Origin of the sequence: Phenylobacterium sp. (genome assembly GCF_041691455.1) — a bacterium.
Lineage (GTDB): Bacteria > Pseudomonadota > Alphaproteobacteria > Caulobacterales > Caulobacteraceae > Phenylobacterium.
Window position 1 is genome coordinate 147,943 of the sequence record NZ_JBEPUO010000006.1, and the last position, 20,961, is coordinate 168,903.

Sequence of the window (20,961 nt, forward strand, 5' to 3'; positions counted from 1 at the left end):
CTAACAGATTCATAGAGGGATTTATGAAGGGGTCAAGCGCAGCAATTGCGTAGTACGCCTCCGGCACGAGAGGCAGAGTTCGTAAATCAGCAGAGCCTGACGGGGCGCATTGAGTCTGAGGCGTTGCAGATTTTTAACCTCCGGTGAGGGCCGTCTATCGTCGACGGGCCCGGCCGGCGATACTGCAGAGCTAACCAAGTGGTTAGGAGCGGTGTTAGCGGCGCAGCATGACGTACTCGGCATTGATGGGCACGGCCGCCGCCGGTTCGCTGAGGACCAGAAGCCGGCGGTGCTGTCAGCAGCGTTGGCGCCGGACGCGAGCGTGGCCGACCGGGTCGGTCCCAACTTCGAGGCTGGGCCGGCGCGCGGCAGGCCGACGCCTTCAGCGACTATGGCGAACTCTACGCCGCCACACGTCAGCCAGCTCTGATCCTGGAGGCGGCCTGCTGGGCTCGCGCGCGGCGCAAGTTCTTTGTGCTGGCCGACATCGCCGCCAGCGCCCGGCCCACGGCAAGGCGCCGGCGGTGATCTCACCGATGGCGCTGGAGGCTGTGCGCCGCATCGATGCGGTGTTCGAGATCGAGCGGGGGATCAGCGCCGGACCGTTCGCCAGGAGCTCAGCGCTCCTTTGGTCGCCGAGCTGCAGGCGTGGATGTTCAAGTAGCGCGGCCAAGCTCTCACTCGGTAACGACCTAGCACTACTTTGGCAGATTAGAGATTTGGTAATGAAGGTTGGGTGACGCTCGGGCCTGGAATGGCGGGAGCGTGATTGATGGAGCCTGTGACGCCGTCCTGGCGAGCGGAGTTGGAGACGTGGCTGAATCCGTTTGTCGAGGCTTTGGGCGATCGGCGGCGCGGGCGGATGTGTCCGTTGTATGTGGCGGGGTTGATCGGCCCGGGAGACCGCAAGAGCATCCAGCCTATGGCGGCGCGCCAAGGGGACGTCGGCTACGACCAGCTGCACCACTTCGTGGCGGCGGGAACCTGGGACAGGGCGCCTCTTGACGCGGTTCTGCTTAAAGAAGCCGACCGTCTGGTTGGAAAGGAAGACGCCTTCCTGATCATCGATGACACGGCGCTCCCAAAGAAGGGCCGTCATTCCGTCGGGGTGGCGCCCCAGTATGCGTCTTCACTCGGCAAGACCTCCAACTGTCAGTCATTGGTGTCGGTGACGCTGGCCTCACGCGAAGTGCCGGTGATGGTTGGCTTGCGACTGTTTTTGCCGGAAGGTTGGACCGACGACGCGGAGCGCATGGCCAAGGCTGGCGTGCCCAAGGATCGACAGTCGGCTCTGACAAAGTCGGAGATCGCCATAGAGGAGATCGACCGGATCATCGCCTCAGGCGCGCGCTTCGGCTGTGTGCTCGCCGATGCCGGCTACGGCTCCAGCGGGCCCTTCCGCCAGGCGTTGAGCGAGCGCGGCCTCTTGTGGGCCGTGGGCCTGTCACGTCGTCAGAACGTCTATCCGACCGACATCGCCGAGATCTTCCCCGTCGCGAAGACCGGCAGGCAGCGCAAACACCACATCACCGACCGGCCGCCGACCTCCGCGGCGGAGATGCTCGCGAGCGAGCCATGGCGCAAGGTGAGCTGGCGGCGGGGGACCAAAGGCCGGCTGACCTGCCTTTTTGCAGCCCGCCGCGTCCGCATCGCCGATGGCCATCGTCATCGCATGCTCGACAACCGCGTCCAGGCGATGCCCGGCGAGGAGGTCTGGCTAGTCGGCGAGAGGCGATCGACCGGCGAGCAAAAATACTACGTCTCGAACCTGTCGCCCGACACCAGCCTCAAGGCGCTTGCCGCCACGATCAAAGCCAGGTGGATCTGCGAGCAGGCGCACCAGCAACTGAAGGAAGAGCTCGGGCTTGACCACTTCGAAGGCCGATCTTGGAAAGGACTACACCGACACGCCTTGATGACGATGATCGCCTACGCCTTCCTTCAATCCCGCCGCCTCACCGCAGCGGGTCGGAAAAAAAAGAGTCTCCGGCCCACCGCCGCAGCCCAGCATGCCAGCCATAAGGCAAGCCATTCTCGATCTGTTCGCCCGACCTCCACCGCAGCGTTGTCCCCACTGTGACAGGCTGATCAAAAGTGCCGCCAAATCAAATCTGCCAAAGTAGTGCTAGGCTCAGGACTCATAGCCAGAAGAGCACGGTAGCCGCGAGTGCGATGGCGGACAGGAATACGGTCGGGCATCGATCGTAGCGGGTGGCGACGCGACGCCAGTCTTTGAGCCTGCCGAACATGATCTCGATGCGGTTGCGGCTCTTGTACCGGCGCTTGTCATATTTGATGGGTTCGATCCGGGACTTACGTCCGGGGATGCAGGGTGTGATGCCCCTGGCCTGCAAGGCATCCCGGAACCAGTCCGCGTCATAGCCCCGGTCGCCCAGCAGCCACTGCGTGTGAATCGGCGGGGGTTTCAACGCCGATCGGCGCGATAAAATGTTGATTTAATTGGGTATGCAGGGGCCAATCGCTCGCGCCGATTCACAGGGCTGGCCCTTCACGACGGTGCTTTGGCCGCGCCGGACAAGGGTGATCTCACGCTCTTCCGAACCGTCGATCCTGTCTGCGCCGTAGGCCGCCACAAAGGCCGCCGTCTTCTCCACGCGAGCGATCAGGTCGTCGAAGCTCGTCTCGTCGTCCGCCCAGGCGGGTGGTTCCTCGCCGGCCAGCCGCGCGATCGATCCCTTGGCGAAGTCGGTGCAGATCTGCACCTGCCGGGCGAGCGGGAACATGTCCGGATAGAGCCGCGCCTGCAGCAGCGCCACTGGATCGTAGCCCTTGGCCTCAGCCTGGGCGGCAGCCTTTCGCAGGACCGTGCTCAAGCCCTTGAGCGCCTGGGTGAAGACCGGCGCTGAGGCCTGGTGCATGGATAGCGGCATGGTGACTCTCCGCAGCGTCCAAGCGACCCCGCCGCGGGGTCCTACAGGCTAGGCCGCAACCTGTCGCGGGCGGGGTGACCGCCCGACGGTATCTGAGTTGCCGGAAATTCCGACAGACGATAGATTGCGAACGCGCGGTGAGCCGCATGCGCGTCGGGCTAGATCTGCGATTGACGCCGATAGTTGGCGAACGGGCAAAAAAAATTTCGCCTCTAATTTCCCAATAAAAACAATGGGGTTAGAAAACGCCGGCGGCCTACTCGGGTAATTCCAATTCAGCGTCCAAATCTCACAATATAATCAAGGACTTATGGTGAGTTTTTATCATAGAGTGGGAGTGAGCGTCGCTTTAAAATACGAACTCGTTAGGAGTGGACAGGCGGGCGTGAGGCTGCCGTTCTCTGGTATCGCAACCAATCGCTCGCCGCGTTCGGCGGTGCTGGTGGCTTCGCCTGAACGACAGAAGGGATCGCTGGCGAATGACCGTTCGTGAGTCATGGACGACGTTCGCGAAGTCCGCTCCATGGCCGAGCGCCAAAGTCCGCTTTCGGCGCATTCCCGACGACGCGTCGGCTGTAAGCCGGGTGATGGCGTTCGAAGGGATTGCTGCCCCTGGTAGGGCAACCGATTGTCCGGCGATCGACCTACCCGCCGGACATCCAAGGAGCTCGCTATGTTGAGACGCAACCTCTTGAAAGGCGCCGCCACCCTGCCGCTGGTCATGGCTCTGGCGCCTGCCCCGGCCTTTGCCGCGCAAGGGCGCAAGCGGGTGCGGCCCGGAGACGCGCGTTGGCCGGACGCGGCGGCCTGGGCGGGTCTGGGAAAAGCGGTCGGCGGTCGGCTCGCCAAGATCGACTCGCCGTGGGCGGCGGCGGCCACGGCGCCAGGGAGCCCGGAGACCGCGGCGCTGTTCAAGGCGGTGCGCAACAGTTTTCACAACAGCGAGACACCGGCCTTCACCCAGAGCCTGGGCTGGACCGATGCGTGGACGTCGAAGCCCAGTGAGTATGCGGTGGCCGCCGAAAGCGCGGCGGATGTGGCGGCGGCGGTAAAGTTCGCCCGGGCGCACGATCTGCGGCTGGTCGTGAAGGGCGGCGGGCACAGCTACCTCGGCGGTTCCAACGCGCCGGACTCGCTGCTTATCTGGATGAAGCCCATGCGGGCGATCGAGCTGCACGACAGCTTTGTCGGCAAGGGCTGCAAGGGTCCGGGCGAACATGCCGTCAGCCTGGGCGCCGGCTGCATCTGGCTGGAAGCCTATGACGCGGTGACCACCAAGGGCGGTCGCTACGTCCAGGGCGGCGGCTGCACGACGGTGGGCGTGGCGGGGCTGGTGCAAGGCGGCGGGTTCGGGAGTTTCTCGAAGGGCTTCGGCACGGCGGCGGCGAACCTGCTGGAGGCCGAGGTGGTGACGGCGGACGGCCAGGTGCGGATCGCCAACGCCAGCTCCAACTCCGATCTCTTCTGGGCGCTGAAGGGCGGTGGCGGCGGGACATTCGGGGTGGTGACGCGGCTGACGCTTCGGACGCACGAGCTGCCGGCGACCGTCGGGGCGGTGAACGCCGAAATCACCGCCGCCAACGACGACGCCTACCGCGCCCTGGTCGAGCAGATGCTGAGCTTCTACCGAACAGATCTTTTGAACCCGCATTGGGGCGAGCAAATCCATTTCCGCTCGCGCCGGCGACTGGGCCTCAGCCTGGTCTTCCAGGGCCTGAGCCAGGCGCAGGCCGCCGCGGTCTGGAAGCCGTTCCTCGATTGGCTTGCGGCGCGGAGCGGCGACTATGCGTTCGGCAAGCCGCAGATCTCGGCGTTGCCGGCGCGGATGTTCTGGAACGGCGCGATCATGAAGACGCTGTCCGGCGTCGTGAAAATGGACGACCGCACGGAGCTGACTCCTTACGCCTTCAAGGGCGAGCGCTATGTCTGGGACGGCGATGCGGGTCAGGCCGGGCAGATCATCCACGGCTACCAGTCGACATGGCTGTCGAAGGACCTGCTGGAGCCGGCGCGCCGCGCGGCCCTGGTCGACGCTCTGATACACGCCGCCAACGGCTGGAGCGTCTCGCTTCATTGCAACAAGGGCATCGCCGGGGCGACGCAAGAAGCCCAGGCGCGCACCCTGGACACGGCGATGAACCCGGCGGTGGTCGACGCCTTCGCGCTCGCCATCACCGGCGCCGAGGAGCCCGCCGCCTACCCGGGCGTCGCCGGCCACGAGCCGAACGACGGCAAAGGCCGGATCGACGCCAAGCTGATGAAGGCCGCCTGGGGGCCGCTGCTGGCGCTCCAGGCGAAGCCGGCCTCCTACGTCTCGGAGACCGACTACTTCGAGGCTGATTGGCAGCAGGCGTTCTGGGGCGAGCACTATCCGCGCCTGCAGCAGATCAAGCGGCGCTACGACCCCGAGGGCCTATTCTTTGTCCATCACAGCGTCGGCTGCGAGGCCTGGAGCGCGGACGGATTCACGCGGGAAGCCTAGACCTAGTCCCAGCGGTTGGCGTTCTTCGGGAAACCGGGACGCTGCACGCGCACGACGCAGAAGCGCTGGCCGGTGGGGGCCTCCATGACCACCCAGCGCTCGAGGCGGTTGACGACCTTGGCGCCCAGCCCTTCCAGGCGCGCCACCTCGGCCGCGATGTCGTCGGTCTCGATGTCCAGGTGCACGCGGCTCTCGTGGTCCACGCGCTGGATCTGCACGATCGGCTCGTCGGGCGGCGTCTCCAGCATGCGATAGGGGCCGCGGGTGCCCGGATGGTCGTTGTCCACGGGCCGGCCGAGCGCCTCGCCCCAGAACCGGGCGGCGGCGTCCACGTCATCGGTCTTGCAGTCGATCAGCACCGCGCAGAGGCGTGAATAGTGCATGTCGGCGCTGGTCCTCAGTTGCCGCCCTCTTCCTTGATCTGGCCGCGATTGCCCTCCACCGCCTTGCCTTCCTTCTCCGCCTGCCGGGCCCCGGCCAGGATGCCGGTCATGGCGTAGTTGCCCTCGTGGCAGGCGTATTCGTAGAGCTTGTCCTTGGTGAAATTGAACGCTTCCTCACCCTTCACAGGCGCTGAGAAGGCGGCGGGGTCAACCACCTCGAACTGATAGAGGATCTGCTGGGGCGAGACGCGGGTAAAGCGCTCGATCACCTTCATATTGTCTTCCGGCCCGCGCAGGCCCTCTTCGCGGCGCAGGTTGGTGGTTTCCACCACCAGGGTGTCGCCGTCCCAGCGGCCGATGGAATCGCCCATCCAGCTGCGGACGCCGGCCGGCGGGTGCGTCCCGCCCAGGTGAACGATGCGCGCGTCGTGGACCATCTCCACCACAATCACCACCGCGTCGCCGGTCTGATGGATCTCGTAGTGATTGTTGTAGAGCACCGGCATCATCGGCGGTCCGGAGGTGCCTCCAAAGCCGACGATGCAGCGCTCGCCCAGCGCCCGGTTCTCCGGGTTGTCGAAGTTGCCGCCCAGCTGGCCGCGGGCGCGCGCCGCGCCGGCCCCGGCGGCGGGGCCGCCCGGCAGGCGCCCGTTGGCCGGCGCGGTGAGGATCGATGTGCGCGCCTCCCCGCCGATGCGGATGAGCCGGGTGCCGGGGTCCGTCCAGAAGGCGTTATAGCCGCAGGCCGGGCCCGTGGCGCCGCTCTGGCATTCGGGCAGGTCGTCGACCTTCTTGATCGAGGTGTCGGTGTTGGCCCGCAGGCGCGCGTTGCGCTGGTCGCTGGCGCCCTCGATGGTCTTGGCCTCGTCCGGCGTCAGCACCAGGCGCTCGCCGTATTTCGGGTCGCGCTCCAGCCGGGTGATGGTGGCGTTGCTCCAGACGCCCGAGAGGTCGGGCTGGCCGAAGGCGTTGCGTTGGGCCTTGTACCCCTTGGCGACCGCCGCGGGGCTGGTCTGCGCGGCGACGGGCGCGGCGGCCGCCAGGACGGCGGCCATAAGGGCGAATGTCAGAAGGCGACGACTCATCGCAAGAGATCCTCCCAGGCCGCCATTCTAGGATGGCGTGCACGGCGGCAGGGGAGGCCGCTCGCCGGGTAACGTCAAGTCCGCGGGCGCCGGCGCCTACTGCGCGACCGGGTGGATACGTCCGGCGCTCCGTCCTGTAGACCTGTCGTCCGACAGGCGCCCGCCTGCCGATTGGAGTGCGCCGCCTCGCCGGAACATCGGGTCTTCTTCGCCTTGCAGCCGGACGCCGAGGCCGCCGAGAGGATCGTCAGCCTGGCTGGCGACCTGCGCCGGCGGCATGGGCTGAAGGGCCGCCCGACGCCGGCGTCGCGCCTGCACCTGTCACTGAATTTCATCGGGACCTTCCGCGGGCCGCCGACGCGGTCGGTGATGGAAAAGGCTGCGTCCCTGGCGGCCAAGGTCTCCGAGGCCGCCTTCCGGGTGACCCTGAACCATGTGGAGAGCTGGAAGAACGACCCGCATCCGCTGGTGCTGGTGGGCGACGAGGGCGTGATCGGCGCGCAGATCCTGCACGCCGCGATCCACAAGGCCCTGGTGGCCGGGACCATGGCGCCGCGCCGCGAACCGCAGTTCTGGCCGCATGTGACCCTGCTCCGGGACAAGGCGCAGGTCCCAGGGGCCTTCGCCGAACCGGTCAGCTGGATGGCGCGGGAGTTCGTCCTGCTGGACAGCCCCTTCGGCGAGGGCCGGCATGAGGTGCTGGGGCGCTGGCCGCTCGCCGGCTGAAGCGCCGCCTATCCACGCCCGTCGGCTGTGCTAGCGTGAACGCCCGCCCGACTGAGGGCGCGCAAGTTCGCGGGGGCGAGCCATGATCCTGGGTATGTCCGTTGGAACGTTCACGACGCTCCACGTCATCATCAGCCTGATCGGCATCCTGGCCGGTCTGGTCGCCCTTTTCGCGATGATCGCGAACCGGCGGCTCGACGGCGTGACCGCGCTCTTCCTCGTCACCACCGTACTGACCAGCGTGACCGGGTTCTTCTTCCACTCCAAGGCCATCGGCCCGCCGCACATCGTGGGCGTCATTTCACTGGTGGACCTGGCGATCGCGCTCTGGGCGCTCTACGGGCGCAGGCTCGCCGGCGCCTGGCGTCCGGCCTACGTCGTGACCGCGGTGGTCGCGCTCTACTTCAACTGCTTCGTGGGCGTGGTGCAGGCCTTCGCCAAGCTTCCGGCCCTGAACGCCCTGGCCCCCAAGGGGACCGAGCCGCCGTTCGTCGCCGCGCAGGGGGTGACCTTGCTGGTCTTTGTGCTCCTGGGCTACCTGGCCGTCCGACGGTACCGCCCGGCGAGCTGACAGCGGACGCGCATGACGACGATCTACGGCATCAAGGCCTGCGACACGATGCAGAAGGCCCGCGCATGGCTGGCCGATCACGCGGTCCCCTACGACTTCCACGACTACAAGACCCAAGGCGTCGACCGCGGGCGGCTGGAAGGCTGGGCCCGCGCGGTGGGCTGGGAGGTGCTGCTCAACCGCTCGGGCACGACCTTCCGCAAACTCGCCGACGCCGACAAGGCCAACCTCACAGAGACCAAGGCCATCGGCCTGATGCTCGCGCAACCCTCGATGATCAAGCGGCCGGTGCTGGAAACCGACGGCGGCCTGCTGGTCGGCTTCAAGCCGGACGCCTACGCCGCCCGCTTTGGCTAGTTGCCTGAGACCCGCGGCGCCGCTAACTTTGTGTCTCTGTCTGGAGGCCTGAGCGCCCATGATCAGCATCATTCGTTTGAGGCCGTAGGCCGACCGGGCGTTTCGCCCGCCGTCGCCTGCCGATCTGTCGGGACGCGCGTCCGCGCGACCGGCGTCTCGCTTCATTCGAACGGACGCTTTCCATGCCCAAATCCCAAGACCCGCGCGCTGCTGCGCGCCAACCCACGCCCTACGCCGACCTGAACGCCGTCCTCGCCCATCTGGTAGAGGGCGCCCGGCGGCGGCTCGGCGACAATTTCGTCGGCGCCTATCTGCAGGGCTCCTTCGCGGTCGGCGACTTCACCGAGTTCAGCGATTGCGACTTCATCATCGTCACTGGGCGCGACCTCACGCCCGAGGAGCTGCCGCCGTTCCAGGCGCTGCATGCCGAAATCCACGAGCTGCCCTACGCCTATTGGCGCACCGGGCTCGAGGGCTCCTACCTGCCGGCCGCCATCCTGCGGCGCTGGTCGGAGGACCCTCGCGATCCGCCGGGCGAACCGCGCGGACCGGACTGGGCCGACCCCGGGACTTCGGGCAGCCCACCGCGGGCCTATCCGCTCTGGTACCTCGACCATGGGGCGGAAACCCTGGTGCGCTCGGAGCACGACAACACCCAGGTCGTCCGCTGGTGCCTGCGGGAGAAGGGGGTGACGCTGGCCGGCCCGCCGCCGCGCACTTTGATCGATCCCGTGCCGCCCTCAGCCCTCCGCGCGGAGGTTCGCCAGACCATGGACCTTTGCCTGTCGCTGGGCCTGAAGCCGATGGAGCTGGTCGCGTGGCAGGCCTTCTGGGTCGGTCTCTTCTGCCGGATGCTGCACACCCTGGCGACCGGCGCGGTCTGGTCGAAGAAGGCCAGCATGACCTGGGCCCAGGGTGCGCTCGATCCGGCCTGGCAGGGGCTGATCGCCCGCGCCGCGGCGGTGCGGAAGGGCGACACGGCCCTGTCCGGCGCGCCGGCCGACCCCGCCGAGATCGCGGCCACGCATGAGTTCGCGCGCTATGCGGTCGAGTTCGCCGACAAGATGCAGCGAGCGCGCGACATCCTCGAGCGGCGGGTGGCCGAAAAGCGGACGGCGCCGGGCGGATTCCAGGCCGGACGGCCGGGCGGGCCGCCTGTGGGCGGCGGCCGTCCCGGCGGCGGAACGTTCACCCCGCCGCCCATGCGGCCGGGCAGCCGCCGAGGGCGTGGCTAGGCGGCCGACCTAGGCGTAGGCTCTCCTCCTGCATCCGATCGACAGGTCGGCGGCGACTTAAGGGGGAAAGGCGGCTGAGGGAAAACCTGGGCCGCCACGTGTTCAGGGAGCTTGAGCTCATGGAAGACATCTTCCGCAGCTATTGGTGGCTGCTCTTTCCGATCGGCGCCTTCGTGTTCGGGGCCTGGGACCGGTGGCTCGCCTACCGACGCAGCCGCGACCACCTGGACCTGCTGAAGTCCTACGCCGCACAGGGCAAGGAGCCGCCGCCGGAGCTGGTGCGCGGCGTCCGCGAGGACATCCAGGACGACGGCCAGGCCGGCTATCCCGGATACGGCTACGGCGGTTACTGGATGCATCCGCGCCATATGCGCCGCGCCTATCGCCGCTATTACCGCTGGGGACCCTACTGGCAGTGGCGCAGCGTCTTCGTGACCGGCGCCATAGCGGCTGGCTTCTGGTGGGCGTCGGAATGGTCCGACTGGCCCGGCACCTACGGCCCCTTCCGCCTGGTCGCGATCATTCTGACCATTGTGGCGCTGGGTAATCTTGTCTTCGCGGTGCTGTCGTCCAGCCATCGGGACAGATGAGCCCGGCGAGCCTCGACGAGGCCCTGGTCGCCGCCGCCCAGGGCGGATCGGCCGAGGCCTTCTCGCGGCTCGTGGAGCGGCACCAGCAGGCGCTGCGGGCTTTCCTGCGCCGTGCCTGCGGCGACTGGGCGAGCGCCGACGACCTGGCGCAGGAGACCTTCCTGGCGGCCTGGTCGCGGATCGGGCGGCTGAAGGCCGGGGCCAGCGTGCGGGCCTGGCTGTGCGGCATCGGCTACAACAAGCACCTGACCGCCGTGCGCTCGGCAGGTCGGGAACGGGCAAGGGCGGCGCGCTACGAGGAAGACCGGATGGCGCCGTCCGAGGCGGCCCCGGAGGACCGGCTGGCTCTGGAGGCGGCGATGGCCGATCTCCCGGCCGACCAGCGGGCCTGCGTGGCGCTCTGCCTGGCGGCGGATTTCAGCCACGCGGAGGCCGCGGAGGCCTTGGATTTGCCGCTTGGCACGGTGAAAAGTCATGTATCGCGGGGCCGCGCGCGGCTCTTGCAGGCGTTGGGAGTGTGCGATGACGCAAGCTGACGACAAGCTGAAGGCCCTGTTCGCGCTCGACGAACCGGCGCCCCGCGACCCGGTCTTCTCCACCGCGGTGATGGAGAAGGTGATGCGCCGCCGGTTCCAGGAGGACGTGGCGCTGCTCTCGGCGGTCAGCGTGGCGGGCGGCGGCGCGCTCTGGGCGGTATGGCCGATGCTGCAGCCGGCGCTGGTCTCGGTGTCGCAAGGGCTGTTCCCCGCGCTGGGCGCGGTCGCCCTGGCGGCCTGCGCGGCGATGATCCTCGGCGGCCGGGCCCGTTCGGCCCTCGGTCTGGAATCATGAACACGATTTCACGCTATAGATTGCATCTGACCGCCGCGGCTTAAGTCTCTTCCTCATCAGAGACGGGCTGGAACGGCCTGCCTGAGATCGAGAGAGGAGATCACCTTGGACTTCATTTGGATCCTAGTGCCCTTGAGCCCCTTCCTGCTGGTCGGGGCCCTGGTGCTGGTGCCGGCTTACCTGCGCAGCAGGGAACGGCAGAAACTTCAGGAAACCCTGCGGATGGCCATCGAGAAGGGCCAACCCCTGCCGACGGAGATCGTCGACGCCATGTCGACCAACGTCCAGACCATGCGCATGCCCCCGTCACCGGGCCGCGATCTGCGGATCGGCATCATCTGGATGGGCGTGGCGATCGGGCTTGCCGCCTTCGGCGTCGCCCTTGGCTTCGAAGAGCCTGACGCGGTCTTCCCGCTGGTGGCCTGCGCCTGCTTCCCGGGATTCATCGGCCTGGCCTTCATCGTGCTGGGCCTCATCAACCGGACCAAGGCCTGAGGGCCGGCAAAGCCGGGGGATCAGCCCATGACGGGCTCAGAGCATTCACGCTACGCCAGTCTGCACGACGTCGAGCTTTGCAACCTCGCGGCGACGGGTGAGCGGCGCGCCTTCGGGGAGCTGGTGCGCAGGCACGGATCTTCCGTACGCGGCGTGCTGCGCCGGATGGGCGCGCAAGGCGCGGAGGCCGACGACGTGGCCCAGGACGCCTTTCTCACCGCCTTCGAGCGTATTTCGGAATTCCGCGGGGAGGGCACCTTCGCGGCCTGGGTGAGGAAGATCGCGGCCCGGCTCTATCTGCGCCGGCTGCAACGCGACCGCAGGCTCGGCGCGATGACCGCCGAGGCGGTCGAGGAAGAAACCCCGCGCAGCGACGCCCATGCGGCGATCGACCTGGAAGGGGCGTTGAAGGCGCTGAATGCGGCGGAACGGATTTGCGTCACCATGTGCTTCGGCGCAGGACTTTCTCATAGTGAGGCGGCGGAGGCCTTGAACCTGCCGCTCGGAACGGTCAAATCCCATGTCAAACGTGGTCTGGAAAAACTCAGAACGCGACTGGCGCCGGACGACGGCGCGGTTCTTGAAGGGAGGCGCGGCAATGGTTGAGATCGAATTCGAGCGCCGCCTGGAGCGTCTTTTCGCGGAAAGCCCGGAGCTGCCCGACGCGGGCGCCTTCGCCCAGCGGGTGGAGCGCAGGCTGGACGCGGGCTGGACGGCGCGGCGCTGGCTGATCGGCGCGGCGGGCGTGGTCGGCGGCGTGATCGGCGCGAGCCAGCTGATGCTGTCCAACGTCTTCCAGCGGGTCGAGACCGCCGGGGATTCCGCGCGCCTCTTGTCCTCCAGCATCAACCACATCTCCACCGGGACCGACTGGATGGCCGCGCTTTCGGGCGGCGGCGCCGTGGTCTGGGCCGCGGCCGCCATGGCGGTGGTCATGATGGGTTTCGTGCTCACCCGGGTTATCGGCGAGATCTGAGGCCATTTATCGCCGCCGCGGCCCGTCGTCCCGCTTTGGGAGGATCGGTTGCGGCGCGAACCGGCGCGCTATAGGTTCCCGGCCTCTAAAGCGCGGCGCCAAAACCTGTCCGGAGTCCCCGATTGAGCGATCTATTTGAAGAGGTCGAGGAGCAGCTTCGCTCCGACCGTTACCGGACGCTTGCGCGCAAGGGCGCCCCGTGGGTGCTGGCCGCGGCGGCGGCCGCCCTCCTGGCCGCGCTCGCGGTCTGGGGTTGGCAGGCCTACAATCTTCAGGTCACGGACAAGGCCTCGGAGCAATATTCCGCCGCGGTCACCGCCCAGGCTCAGGGCGACCAGGCCAGGGCCGCGCAACTCTGGGGCGAGGTCGCGAAGTCGCCGTCCAAGGCCTATAAGTCGCTGGCCCTGATGCAGCTCGGCGCCGCCAAGCTCGCCGACGGCAAGCCCGAGGACACCAAGGCCGCGGTCGCCTTGTTCGACCAGGCCGCGAGCGCCGCACCGGCCGATCTGATCGGCGACGCCGCGCGCCTCAAATCCGCCTTCGCGATCCTCGACACCGCTCCCTTCGCGGAAGTGGAGGGGCGTTTGTCGCCGCTGATGAAAGACGGTCATCCCTATCGGGTGCAGGCGCGTGAGGCGCTGGCGTTCGCCAAGCTGATGAAGGGCGACGCCGCCGGCGCGCGCAAGGACTTCGTGGTGGTCTCGCTGCTGCCCGACGCGCCGGAGAGCGCCCGCCAGCGGGCCAAGGCCGCGATGGACCTGATCGACACGGGCTCGGCCAACGCCGTGCCAGCGGCGGTGAAAGCCGCCCAGAACCTCCCGCCGCCGATGCTCGTCGGCCCCGGCGGAATCCCGATCGGCCTCGCGCCCCAGGGCCAGCCGCAGGCGCCCGGCCCGCAATGACGCCCAGCCGCAAGAGTCTGCTCGCCGTCCTGTTGATCGCCGCGCTCGGCGCGAGCGGTTGCTCGACGCTCAACAAGGTCAATCCGTTCCACGGCAAGGGCGGGCCGAAGGAAGTCGCCACCGAAGGCGAGCGCATCTCCATCGTCGCCGCCGACCAGAAGCTGGAGCCGGCCGAGGCGCTGAAGGGCGTCGACTTCGCCCTGCCGCTGCCGCAAGCCATGGCCGACTGGCCGCTGCCGGGCGGAACGCCCGAGCAGTCGACGGGCAACCTCAACGCCGCCCCCGGCCTCTCCGTCATCTGGCGCAAGGGCTTCGGCATGGCCTCGAAAGCCGGCCAGCTGATCACCGCCCCGCCGGTCGCGGCGGGCGGCAAGGTGTTCGTCATGGACGCCCAGGCCACGGTCTCGGCCCACGACGCCCAGAGCGGCGCCACGGTCTGGCGCATCAACATGCGGCCCAACGACAACAAGCGCGACCGCGAGGGCTTCGGCGGCGGCCTCGCCTATGCCGACGGCAAGCTCTACATGACCTCCGGCTTCAGGCTGGTGGCCCAGATCGACGCGGCCACCGGCCGGGTCGGCTGGCGCGCGCGCACCGAGCAGCCGATCCATGGCGCGCCGACCGTGTTCGGCGGCCGGGTGATGGCCGTGGCGCTCGACAACACCCTGATGACCTTCGACGCCGCCACCGGCGCGCCGGGATGGACCTATCAGGCGCTGTCGGAATCGGCCCGCATCCTCTCCTCGTCGAGCCCGGCGGTTTCCGGCGACACCGTCGTGGCCTCGTTCGGCTCCGGCGAGCTGGTGGCGCTGCGCACCGCGAACGGCAACGACCTGTGGAACGAGGCCCTTTCGCGGGCCAGCCGAACCAGCGCGCTCTCCGAGATCCGCGACATCGCGGGCCGGCCGGTGATCTACCAAGGCGACGTCTTCGCGGTCAGCCACTCGGGCGTCTTCGCCGCCACCGACCTGCGCACCGGCCAGGCGCGCTGGAGCCTGCCGGTGGTGGGCATCACCTCGCCGCTGCCGGAAGGCGACGTGGTCTATGTGACGGCCGTCGACGGCCGGCTGATCTGCGCCTCGCGGGAGAGCGGCCAGATCTACTGGATCCGCGACCTGAACGCCGGCTACGTCGCCAAGAAGAAGGGCGGCTTCTGGTTTATCGGCGGCAAGAAGGTGCTGAAGCCCATCTGGTCGAGCCCGATCCTGGTCAACAATCGCCTGATCCTGGTGGGGTCCGCCGGCCAGCTGGTGGCGCTCAACGCCAAGACCGGCGAGATCGAGCGTCGGGTCGATCTCGGCGCGCCGGCGCTGGTCGGGCCGATCGCGGCGGGCGATTCCATCTTTGTGGCCCTGGACAACGCCCAGCTGATCGCGCTGCGCTGAGCTTTGGGCCTATGCTGACGCCATGGCGCTGAAACTCGCGATCGTCGGGCGTCCCAACGTCGGCAAGTCCACGCTGTTCAACCGGCTGGCGGGGCGGAAGCTTGCGATCGTCGACGATCAGCCGGGGGTCACCCGCGACCGGCGCTTCGGCACGGGCCGCATCGGCGACCTCGACCTGGAACTGATCGACACCGCGGGCTTCGAGGATGTCACCGACGACAGCCTGGAAGCGCGGATGCGTATCCAGACCGAGCTCGCCATCGACGAGGCGGACATCGCGCTCTTCGTCATCGACAGCCGCGATGGCGTCACCCCGATGGACGAGGTGTTCGCCGAGATCCTGCGGCGGCGCGACATGCCGGTGGTGCTGGCCGCCAACAAGGCGGAAGGCAGGGCCGGCGACCAGGGCATCCTGGAGGCCTTCGGATTGGGCCTGGGCGAGCCGGTGCCGATCTCCGCCGAGCACGGCGAGGGCATGGCCGACCTCTACGCGGCGCTGATCGCCGTCGCGCCCGACCAGAGCGACCACGATGAGGACGACGGCGACAAGGCGGTGAAGATCGCCATCGTCGGGCGCCCGAACGCCGGCAAATCGACCCTGGTCAACAAGCTGATCGGCGAGGACCGCATGCTGACCGGCCCGGAAGCAGGCATCACCCGCGACGCCATCCCCGTGGACTGGACCTGGGACGAACGGGCCGTGCGGCTGGTGGACACCGCGGGCCTGCGGCGCAAGGCCAAGGTGCAGGAGAAGCTGGAGAAGCTCTCCACCCACGACTCGATCCGCGCCATCACCTTCGCCGAGATCGTGATCCTGGTGATGGACGCCACCCATCCCTTCGAGATCCAGGACCTGCAGATCGCCGACCTCGTCGAGCGGGAGGGCCGGGGGCTGGTCTTCGTGCTGGCCAAGTGGGACCTGGTGGAGGATCCGCAGGCTAGGCTCGCAGAGATCATCGATGAGGCCCAGCGCCAGCTGCCGCAGGTGCGCGGCGCTCCGATCATCGCGCTCTCAGCGGAGACCGGCCGCGGCCTCGAGAAGCTGATGCCGGCGGTGTTCAAGACCCACGCCGACTGGTCGACCAAGGTGAAGACCCGCGACCTCAACGACTGGCTGCGGATGGCCACCGAGCGCCACCCGCCGCCGGCGGTGAGCGGCCGACGGATCAAGCCCAAGTACATGGCCCAGACCAAGTCGCGCCCGCCGACCTTCGTGCTGTTCGCCAGCCGCGCCGACCAGTTGCCTGAGAGCTACCGCCGCTACCTGATCAATTCGATCCGCGAGAGCTTCGACCTGCCGGGCGTGCCGATCCGCGTGACGGTGAAGTCGAACAAGAACCCTTACGCCGAGGGCGAGGAAAAATCCGGGCAGGGTTCGGCGCGCGCGCCGTTTGGGCTGCCGACGACGGGCCTGAAGGCCAAGACCCGGATCGCCGCGGCCGCCAAGTCCAAGGCCGGGGCGAGCGGCAAGCCCAAGCCGTTCGGCAAGGCCAAGCCCCAGGGCCCCAAGGCCAAGGCCGGCAACCCGCGTGGGCGGGCTGCCAAGCTGTTGCGCCCCGGCGTCAAGCCGAAGCGAGCGTCCCGGCCGCCTTCCAGCGGTCGAAGACCACGTTAGCGGTCGGCAGGCCGAGATCGGCCTGCGCCAGTTCGACGATCAGCGGACCGATCTCGGCCGGATCGGTGACCGACAGCGGATCCTCGCCCGGCATCGCCTCGGCGCGCATCTTGGTGCGCATGGTGTTGGGGTCGAGCAGGACGGCGCGGATCTTGGTCTGCTCCAGCTCGTCGGCCCAGGTGCGCACCATGTGCTCCATGCCCGCCTTGGTCGTGCCGTAGGGGCCCCAGAAGGCCTTGGGACGGGTGACGCGGCCGGTGGTGAGGAAGATGGCCCGCCCGGCCTCGGAGGCCCGCAGCAAGGGCTCGGTGGTGCGGATCAACCGATAGGTCGCCGTCAGGTTCAAGGCCACCACCTTGTCCCAGTGGTGCGGCTCCAGGTGGCTGATCGGCGTCATGGGGCCCAGCATCGCGGCGGCGTGCACCAGGACGTCCAGCCGCCCGAACCGCTGATGTATCGCCAGGCCCAGCTGGTCGAGGCCGTTTCCCTCGGTGATATCGAGCGGCACGAGTGTCGCGGGCTCGCCGGTGGCGGCGCGGATTTCGTCGTCGAGTTCGGTAAGGCCGCCTTCGGTGCGGGCCACGGCGACCACATGGGCGCCGGCCTTGGCCAGCGCCAGCGCGGAGGCGCGGCCGATGCCGCGGCTCGCGCCGGTGACGAGGGCGATTTTCTCGGAGAGGGGATTCGAAGCGGACATGGGGCCGCTTCCTAGCCGAGCGGCGCGTCCAAGTCTGCCCGCTTTGCATAGCGCTGGGCGATCACCGCGCAGGCCATCAGCTGGATCTGGTGGAACAGCATCAGGGGCAGCAGCGCTAGGCCAGCGGTGGCGGCAGGAAAGAGGACGCCGGCCATGGGAACTCCGCTGGCCAGGCTCTTCTTCGACCCGCAGAAGACGATGGCGATCTCGTCCGGCTTGTTGAAGCCGAACGCGCGGGCCGCGAAGAAGGTGGCGGCGAGGACGGCGGCGAGCAGCGCGCTGCAGAGGATCAGGAGACGGGCCAGGTCGAGCGCGCCGATCTGCGACCACACGCCCTCGACCACCGCGCTGGAAAAGGCGGTGTAGACGACCAGCAGGATCGAGCCGCGGTCGACGATCTGGACCAGCCGCGCGTGGCTCGCCACCCAGCCGCCGATCCAGCGCCGCAGGAGCTGGCCCGCCACGAAGGGCGCCAGCAGCTGCAGGACGATGGCCCAGGCCGAACCGGCGGAGATCGCCCCCTTGGCGTGCAGCAACAGGCCCACCAGGATCGGCGTGACGACGATGCCCAGGAGGTTCGAGGCCGAGGCGGCGGCGACCGCGGCGGCGACATTGCCCCGCGCGATCACGGTGAAGCCGATCGACGACTGGATGGTCGAGGGCAGGCACCCCAGGAAGATGATGCCGCCCGCCAGCGCCGGCGGGGTGATCTGGGCGGGCAGGGCGGCCACGCCCAGGCAGAGCAGCGGGAAGAGCCCGAAGGTCGCCGCCAGGACGAGGAGGTGCAGCCGCCAGTGGGTCAGGCCGCCGATCACCGCCTCGCGGCTCAGCCGCGCGCCGTGCAGGAAGAACACCAGGCCGATGGCGATCTTGGTCGCCCATCCGAACCCGACCGCGGCCTCGCCCCGGGCCGGCAGGAACGAAGCGGCCACCACCATGGCGACGATCAGCAGCAGGTAGGTATCGATCTTCAGGCGGCTCAGCAGGCCGCCGAGCCGTCCTTCGCTCACGCGTCGACCAGGAAGGAGAGCTGGCGCTCGGAAAGCTCGTTGCGACCCTCGGCGATCTCGCGGTCGAGCAGGCGCGTCGGATAGTCGCCGGTGAAGTAGTGATCGGTGAACTGCGGGCAGGCCGGATCGCGCGGCGCGGAATCCATCGCCCAATAGAGGCCGTCGACGGAGAGGTAACCCATGGAATCGACGTCGAGGATCTTGGCGATCTCCTCGACGGTGTGATTGGCGGCGAGCAGCTTGTCCCGGTCCGGCATGTCGATGCCGTAGAAGTCCGGCCACTTCAGGGGTGGGGAGGCCGAACGCAGGTGGACCTCCGCCGCCCCGGCCTCGCGCACCATGCGCACCACGCGGATGGAGTTGGTGCCGCGCACGATGGAGTCGTCGATCAGCATCACCCGTTTGCCGGCCAGCACCGATCGATTGGGCGACAGCTTCATCCGCACGCTCGACTCGCGGGTGGCCTGGGTCGGCTGGATGAAGGTGCGGCCGACATAGTGGTTGCGGATGATGCCCATCTCGAACGGCAGGCCCGCTTCCTGGGCGTAGCCCAGCGCCGCGGGCACGCCGGAGTCCGGCACCGGCACGACGACGTCGGCGTCGACGCCGGTCTCCTGGGCCAGCCGCCGGCCCATGCGCTTGCGGACCTCATAGATCGAGCGCCCGTTCACCACCGAGTCCGGGCGGGCGAAATAGACGTATTCGAAGATGCACGGCCGCGCCTTCTCGGCGGGGAACGGCTTCACGCTGGTGACGCCGTCGGCGTCGATGACCACCATTTCGCCGTGCTCGATGTCACGGACGAACTTGGCGCCGATGATATCCAGCGCACAGGTCTCAGAGGCCAGGATCGGCTTGCCGTCGAGGTCGCCCAGCACCAGCGGCCGGATGCCCAGCGGATCGCGCACCCCGATCAGCTTCTTGTTGGTCAAGGCCACCAGGGCGTAGCCGCCCTCGATCTGCGACAAGGCGTCGATGAAGCGGTCGACGAAGCGGGATTTCCGCGAGCGGGCGATCAGGTGGAGGATCACCTCGGAGTCCGAGGTCGACTGGAAGATCACGCCGTGGCTGACCAGCTGGTCGCGGAGCGTCAGGAAGTTGGTCAGGTTGCCGTTGTGGGCCAGCGCCACGCCGCCGGCCTCCATGTCGGCGAACATCGGCTGGACGTTGCGGATGAACGAGCCGCCGGAGGTGGAATAGCGCGTGTGGCCGATGGCGAAGCGGCCAGGCAGGCGCTCGGTCAGGTCGACCCCGCCAAAGGCCTCGCCGACATGGCCCATGTGCCGTTCGGTATGGAAGCGCTGGCCGTCGAAACAGGCGATGCCGCAGGCTTCCTGGCCGCGATGCTGCAGCGCGTGGAGGCCGATCGCCGTGAGGCCGGCCGCCTCGGCCGTATCGAACACCCCGAACACGCCGCATTCCAGCCGGGGGGAATCGTCGAGCGGGTCCCGGTGGGAGGGCGACCATCGCTCAACAGCGCTCATCTGGACTTCTCCACCAGGTCTTCGATCTCGCGGCGTTGCCGCGCGTCGTAGCCTTCTGACTTCAATCTGTCATCAAGCGCCTCATGCGCCGTGCTGTGCAGCGCCCGGTCGAACGCCGGTTTCAGCCGGTCGGCGATGTCCAGGCCCTTGGGCGCCAGCGCCGACAGCATCCGGCCCATGTTCTGGGCCAGCGGCCAGGTCGTGGAACCCACGATCCAGTGCGGCTGCAGATCCTTCGGCGTGGCGGCGTTGAACATCAGGTTGAACGCGCCCAGCACGATGAGGCCGCGCACGAGGCCGATGGCCAGGCCGACGCTGCGGTCGAGCGTGCCGAGGAATCGGGTCTCCTGCACCCGCCGGGCGATCGCGCCGCCGATCAGCCGCAGGGCGACGTAGATCACGACGAAAGTGGCGATCAGGGCGAAGGCGGCCGCCAGCCAGTCCGAATGGAAGAGCTTGTGGCCGAACGGGGCGGTGATCGGCAGGCTGTAGATCGCCAGCACCGCGGCGACCACCAGCGCGACGATGGCGGCGATCTCGGCCACGGCCCCGCGCCAGAAACCGACCAGGGCCGAGATTCCCAAGAGGACCAGGATGATGATGTCGAACTGGGTCATGGCCTAGTCCCACGCCCCTTCGCCGATCCGCCGCACGGCGTCGGCGAGCCGGCTGGCGCCGGTCACCGTCATCGCGCCGCCGCCGTCGAGGTCCGCGGGGCCGAGCGCGCGGCGGAAGCCGAGCTTGGCCGCCTCCTTCAGGCGGCTGTCCATCCGGCTCACCGAGCGGACCTCCCCGGAAAGGCTGATCTCGCCGAACACCACGCAGTCCTGCGGCAGCGCCTGATCGAGGCCGGAGGAGGCCAGCGCCGCCGCCGCCGCCAGGTCGGCCGCAGGCTCGGTGATCCGCAGGCCGCCGGCGACATTCAGATAGACGTCGCGGTCGCCGAAGCTGAGGCCGCAGCGCGCCTCCAGCACAGCCAGCACCATGGCCAGGCGCCCGGAATCCCAGCCCACCACCGCGCGCCGCGGCGTCCCGTAGGCCGAGGGCGCGACGAGCGCCTGAAACTCCACCAGCACCGGGCGCGATCCCTCGATGCCGGCGAAGACCGCCGCGCCCGCCGCCCGCTCGCCGGAGGTGTTGAGGAACAGCGCCGAGGGGTTCTTGACCTCGGCCAACCCGGCGTCGCCCATTTCGAAGACGCCGATCTCGTCGGTGGCGCCGAAGCGGTTCTTGGCGCCGCGCAGGA

General features: G+C 68.5%; 23 protein-coding genes and 2 pseudogenes. 16 read left to right on the top strand and 9 right to left on the bottom strand.

Annotated features, from left to right (window positions below; translation table 11 throughout):
* Positions 1-276 precede the first annotated feature (276 nt).
* A pseudogene (locus tag ACESMY_RS11305) lies at positions 277-698 on the top strand (transposase); the annotation flags it as partial.
* A gap of 74 nt (positions 699-772) precedes the next feature.
* Positions 773-2,080 (top strand): IS701 family transposase, encoded by a 1,308-nt coding sequence (locus ACESMY_RS11310; RefSeq protein WP_372784688.1) that lies wholly within the window; start codon positions 773-775, stop codon positions 2,078-2,080.
* A gap of 58 nt (positions 2,081-2,138) precedes the next feature.
* On the opposite strand, the pseudogene ACESMY_RS11315 reads toward ACESMY_RS11310, so the two are convergent.
* Positions 2,139-2,402, bottom strand: a pseudogene (locus tag ACESMY_RS11315) (transposase); the annotation flags it as partial.
* A 54-nt stretch (positions 2,403-2,456) separates the two neighbouring features.
* Positions 2,457-2,891: a DUF1993 family protein gene (locus ACESMY_RS11320; protein ID WP_372784689.1), complete on the bottom strand. Its 435-nt coding sequence runs from the start codon at positions 2,889-2,891 to the stop codon at positions 2,457-2,459.
* Between the two features lie 673 nt (positions 2,892-3,564).
* Between ACESMY_RS11320 and ACESMY_RS11325 the strand changes: the two genes are divergently transcribed.
* The gene (locus ACESMY_RS11325) at positions 3,565-5,373 is read left to right on the top strand and encodes an FAD-binding protein (protein ID WP_372784690.1); all 1,809 of its coding nucleotides are present in this window, start codon (positions 3,565-3,567) and stop codon (positions 5,371-5,373) included.
* A gap of 2 nt (positions 5,374-5,375) precedes the next feature.
* On the opposite strand, the gene ACESMY_RS11330 is transcribed toward ACESMY_RS11325, so the two are convergent.
* Together ACESMY_RS11330 and ACESMY_RS11335 are read right to left on the bottom strand one after the other, a co-directional pair.
* Entirely contained in the window at positions 5,376-5,756 is a 381-nt protein-coding gene (locus ACESMY_RS11330; protein ID WP_372784691.1) for a VOC family protein, read from the bottom strand.
* 14 nt (positions 5,757-5,770) lie between these two features.
* Entirely contained in the window at positions 5,771-6,841 is a 1,071-nt protein-coding gene (locus ACESMY_RS11335) for a hypothetical protein (RefSeq protein ID WP_372784692.1), read from the bottom strand.
* A 171-nt stretch (positions 6,842-7,012) separates the two neighbouring features.
* Between ACESMY_RS11335 and ACESMY_RS11340 the strand changes: the two genes are divergently transcribed.
* The 13 genes from ACESMY_RS11340 to der all read left to right on the top strand — a co-directional run bounded on the left by ACESMY_RS11340 (position 7,013) and on the right by der (position 16,524).
* Complete coding sequence (locus ACESMY_RS11340) at positions 7,013-7,567, top strand: 2'-5' RNA ligase family protein (protein WP_372784693.1); 555 nt, start codon at positions 7,013-7,015, stop codon at positions 7,565-7,567.
* 82 nt (positions 7,568-7,649) lie between these two features.
* Positions 7,650-8,138, top strand: coding sequence for a hypothetical protein (locus ACESMY_RS11345; protein ID WP_372784694.1), 489 nt, complete (start codon positions 7,650-7,652; stop codon positions 8,136-8,138).
* A gap of 12 nt (positions 8,139-8,150) precedes the next feature.
* Complete coding sequence (locus ACESMY_RS11350) at positions 8,151-8,495, top strand: ArsC family reductase (protein ID WP_372784695.1); 345 nt, start codon at positions 8,151-8,153, stop codon at positions 8,493-8,495.
* Between the two features lie 182 nt (positions 8,496-8,677).
* Entirely contained in the window at positions 8,678-9,730 is a 1,053-nt protein-coding gene (locus ACESMY_RS11355) for an aminoglycoside adenylyltransferase domain-containing protein (RefSeq protein WP_372784696.1), read from the top strand.
* Between the two features lie 119 nt (positions 9,731-9,849).
* Positions 9,850-10,320 carry a hypothetical protein gene (locus ACESMY_RS11360; RefSeq protein WP_372784697.1) on the top strand — a complete coding sequence of 157 codons (471 nt, stop codon included), beginning with the start codon at positions 9,850-9,852 and terminating at the stop codon, positions 10,318-10,320.
* On the top strand, positions 10,317-10,856 hold the full coding sequence (locus ACESMY_RS11365) for an RNA polymerase sigma factor (protein WP_372784698.1): 540 nt from the start codon (positions 10,317-10,319) through the stop codon (positions 10,854-10,856). Before ACESMY_RS11360 ends, ACESMY_RS11365 begins: the two co-directional genes overlap by 4 nt.
* The gene (locus ACESMY_RS11370) at positions 10,843-11,151 is read left to right on the top strand and encodes a hypothetical protein (protein WP_372784699.1); all 309 of its coding nucleotides are present in this window, start codon (positions 10,843-10,845) and stop codon (positions 11,149-11,151) included. Before ACESMY_RS11365 ends, ACESMY_RS11370 begins: the two co-directional genes overlap by 14 nt.
* A 105-nt stretch (positions 11,152-11,256) precedes the next feature.
* Complete coding sequence (locus ACESMY_RS11375; protein ID WP_372784700.1) at positions 11,257-11,646, top strand: DUF6249 domain-containing protein; 390 nt, start codon at positions 11,257-11,259, stop codon at positions 11,644-11,646.
* 27 nt (positions 11,647-11,673) lie between these two features.
* A complete protein-coding gene (locus tag ACESMY_RS11380) occupies positions 11,674-12,252 on the top strand; it encodes an RNA polymerase sigma factor (RefSeq protein WP_372784701.1) in 579 nt (192 codons plus the stop codon).
* Positions 12,245-12,622, top strand: a complete 378-nt coding sequence (locus ACESMY_RS11385; protein ID WP_372784702.1) for a hypothetical protein — start codon at positions 12,245-12,247, stop codon at positions 12,620-12,622. The genes ACESMY_RS11380 and ACESMY_RS11385 overlap by 8 nt, the downstream gene beginning before the upstream one ends.
* A 122-nt stretch (positions 12,623-12,744) precedes the next feature.
* A complete protein-coding gene (locus ACESMY_RS11390) occupies positions 12,745-13,524 on the top strand; it encodes a hypothetical protein (protein ID WP_372784703.1) in 780 nt (259 codons plus the stop codon).
* Positions 13,521-14,909 (top strand): PQQ-binding-like beta-propeller repeat protein, encoded by a 1,389-nt coding sequence (locus ACESMY_RS11395; protein ID WP_372784704.1) that lies wholly within the window; start codon positions 13,521-13,523, stop codon positions 14,907-14,909. The genes ACESMY_RS11390 and ACESMY_RS11395 overlap by 4 nt, the downstream gene beginning before the upstream one ends.
* Before the next feature lie 22 nt (positions 14,910-14,931).
* Entirely contained in the window at positions 14,932-16,524 is a 1,593-nt protein-coding gene (gene der, locus ACESMY_RS11400) for a ribosome biogenesis GTPase Der (protein ID WP_372784705.1), read from the top strand.
* Here der and ACESMY_RS11405 read toward each other — a convergent pair.
* The 5 genes from ACESMY_RS11405 to ACESMY_RS11425 form a co-directional block, all read right to left on the bottom strand.
* On the bottom strand, positions 16,472-17,221 hold the full coding sequence (locus ACESMY_RS11405; protein WP_372784706.1) for an SDR family NAD(P)-dependent oxidoreductase: 750 nt from the start codon (positions 17,219-17,221) through the stop codon (positions 16,472-16,474). The genes der and ACESMY_RS11405 overlap by 53 nt on opposite strands.
* Before the next feature lie 11 nt (positions 17,222-17,232).
* Entirely contained in the window at positions 17,233-18,231 is a 999-nt protein-coding gene (locus ACESMY_RS11410) for a bile acid:sodium symporter family protein (RefSeq protein WP_372784707.1), read from the bottom strand.
* On the bottom strand, positions 18,228-19,715 hold the full coding sequence (gene purF / locus ACESMY_RS11415; protein ID WP_372784708.1) for an amidophosphoribosyltransferase: 1,488 nt from the start codon (positions 19,713-19,715) through the stop codon (positions 18,228-18,230). Before purF ends, ACESMY_RS11410 begins: the two co-directional genes overlap by 4 nt.
* Positions 19,712-20,332: a CvpA family protein gene (locus tag ACESMY_RS11420; RefSeq protein ID WP_372784709.1), complete on the bottom strand. Its 621-nt coding sequence runs from the start codon at positions 20,330-20,332 to the stop codon at positions 19,712-19,714. The genes purF and ACESMY_RS11420 overlap by 4 nt, the downstream gene beginning before the upstream one ends.
* Positions 20,333-20,335: 3 nt before the next feature.
* A partial coding sequence (locus ACESMY_RS11425; RefSeq protein ID WP_372784710.1) for a magnesium chelatase domain-containing protein occupies positions 20,336-20,961 on the bottom strand: 626 nt, incomplete at its 5' end.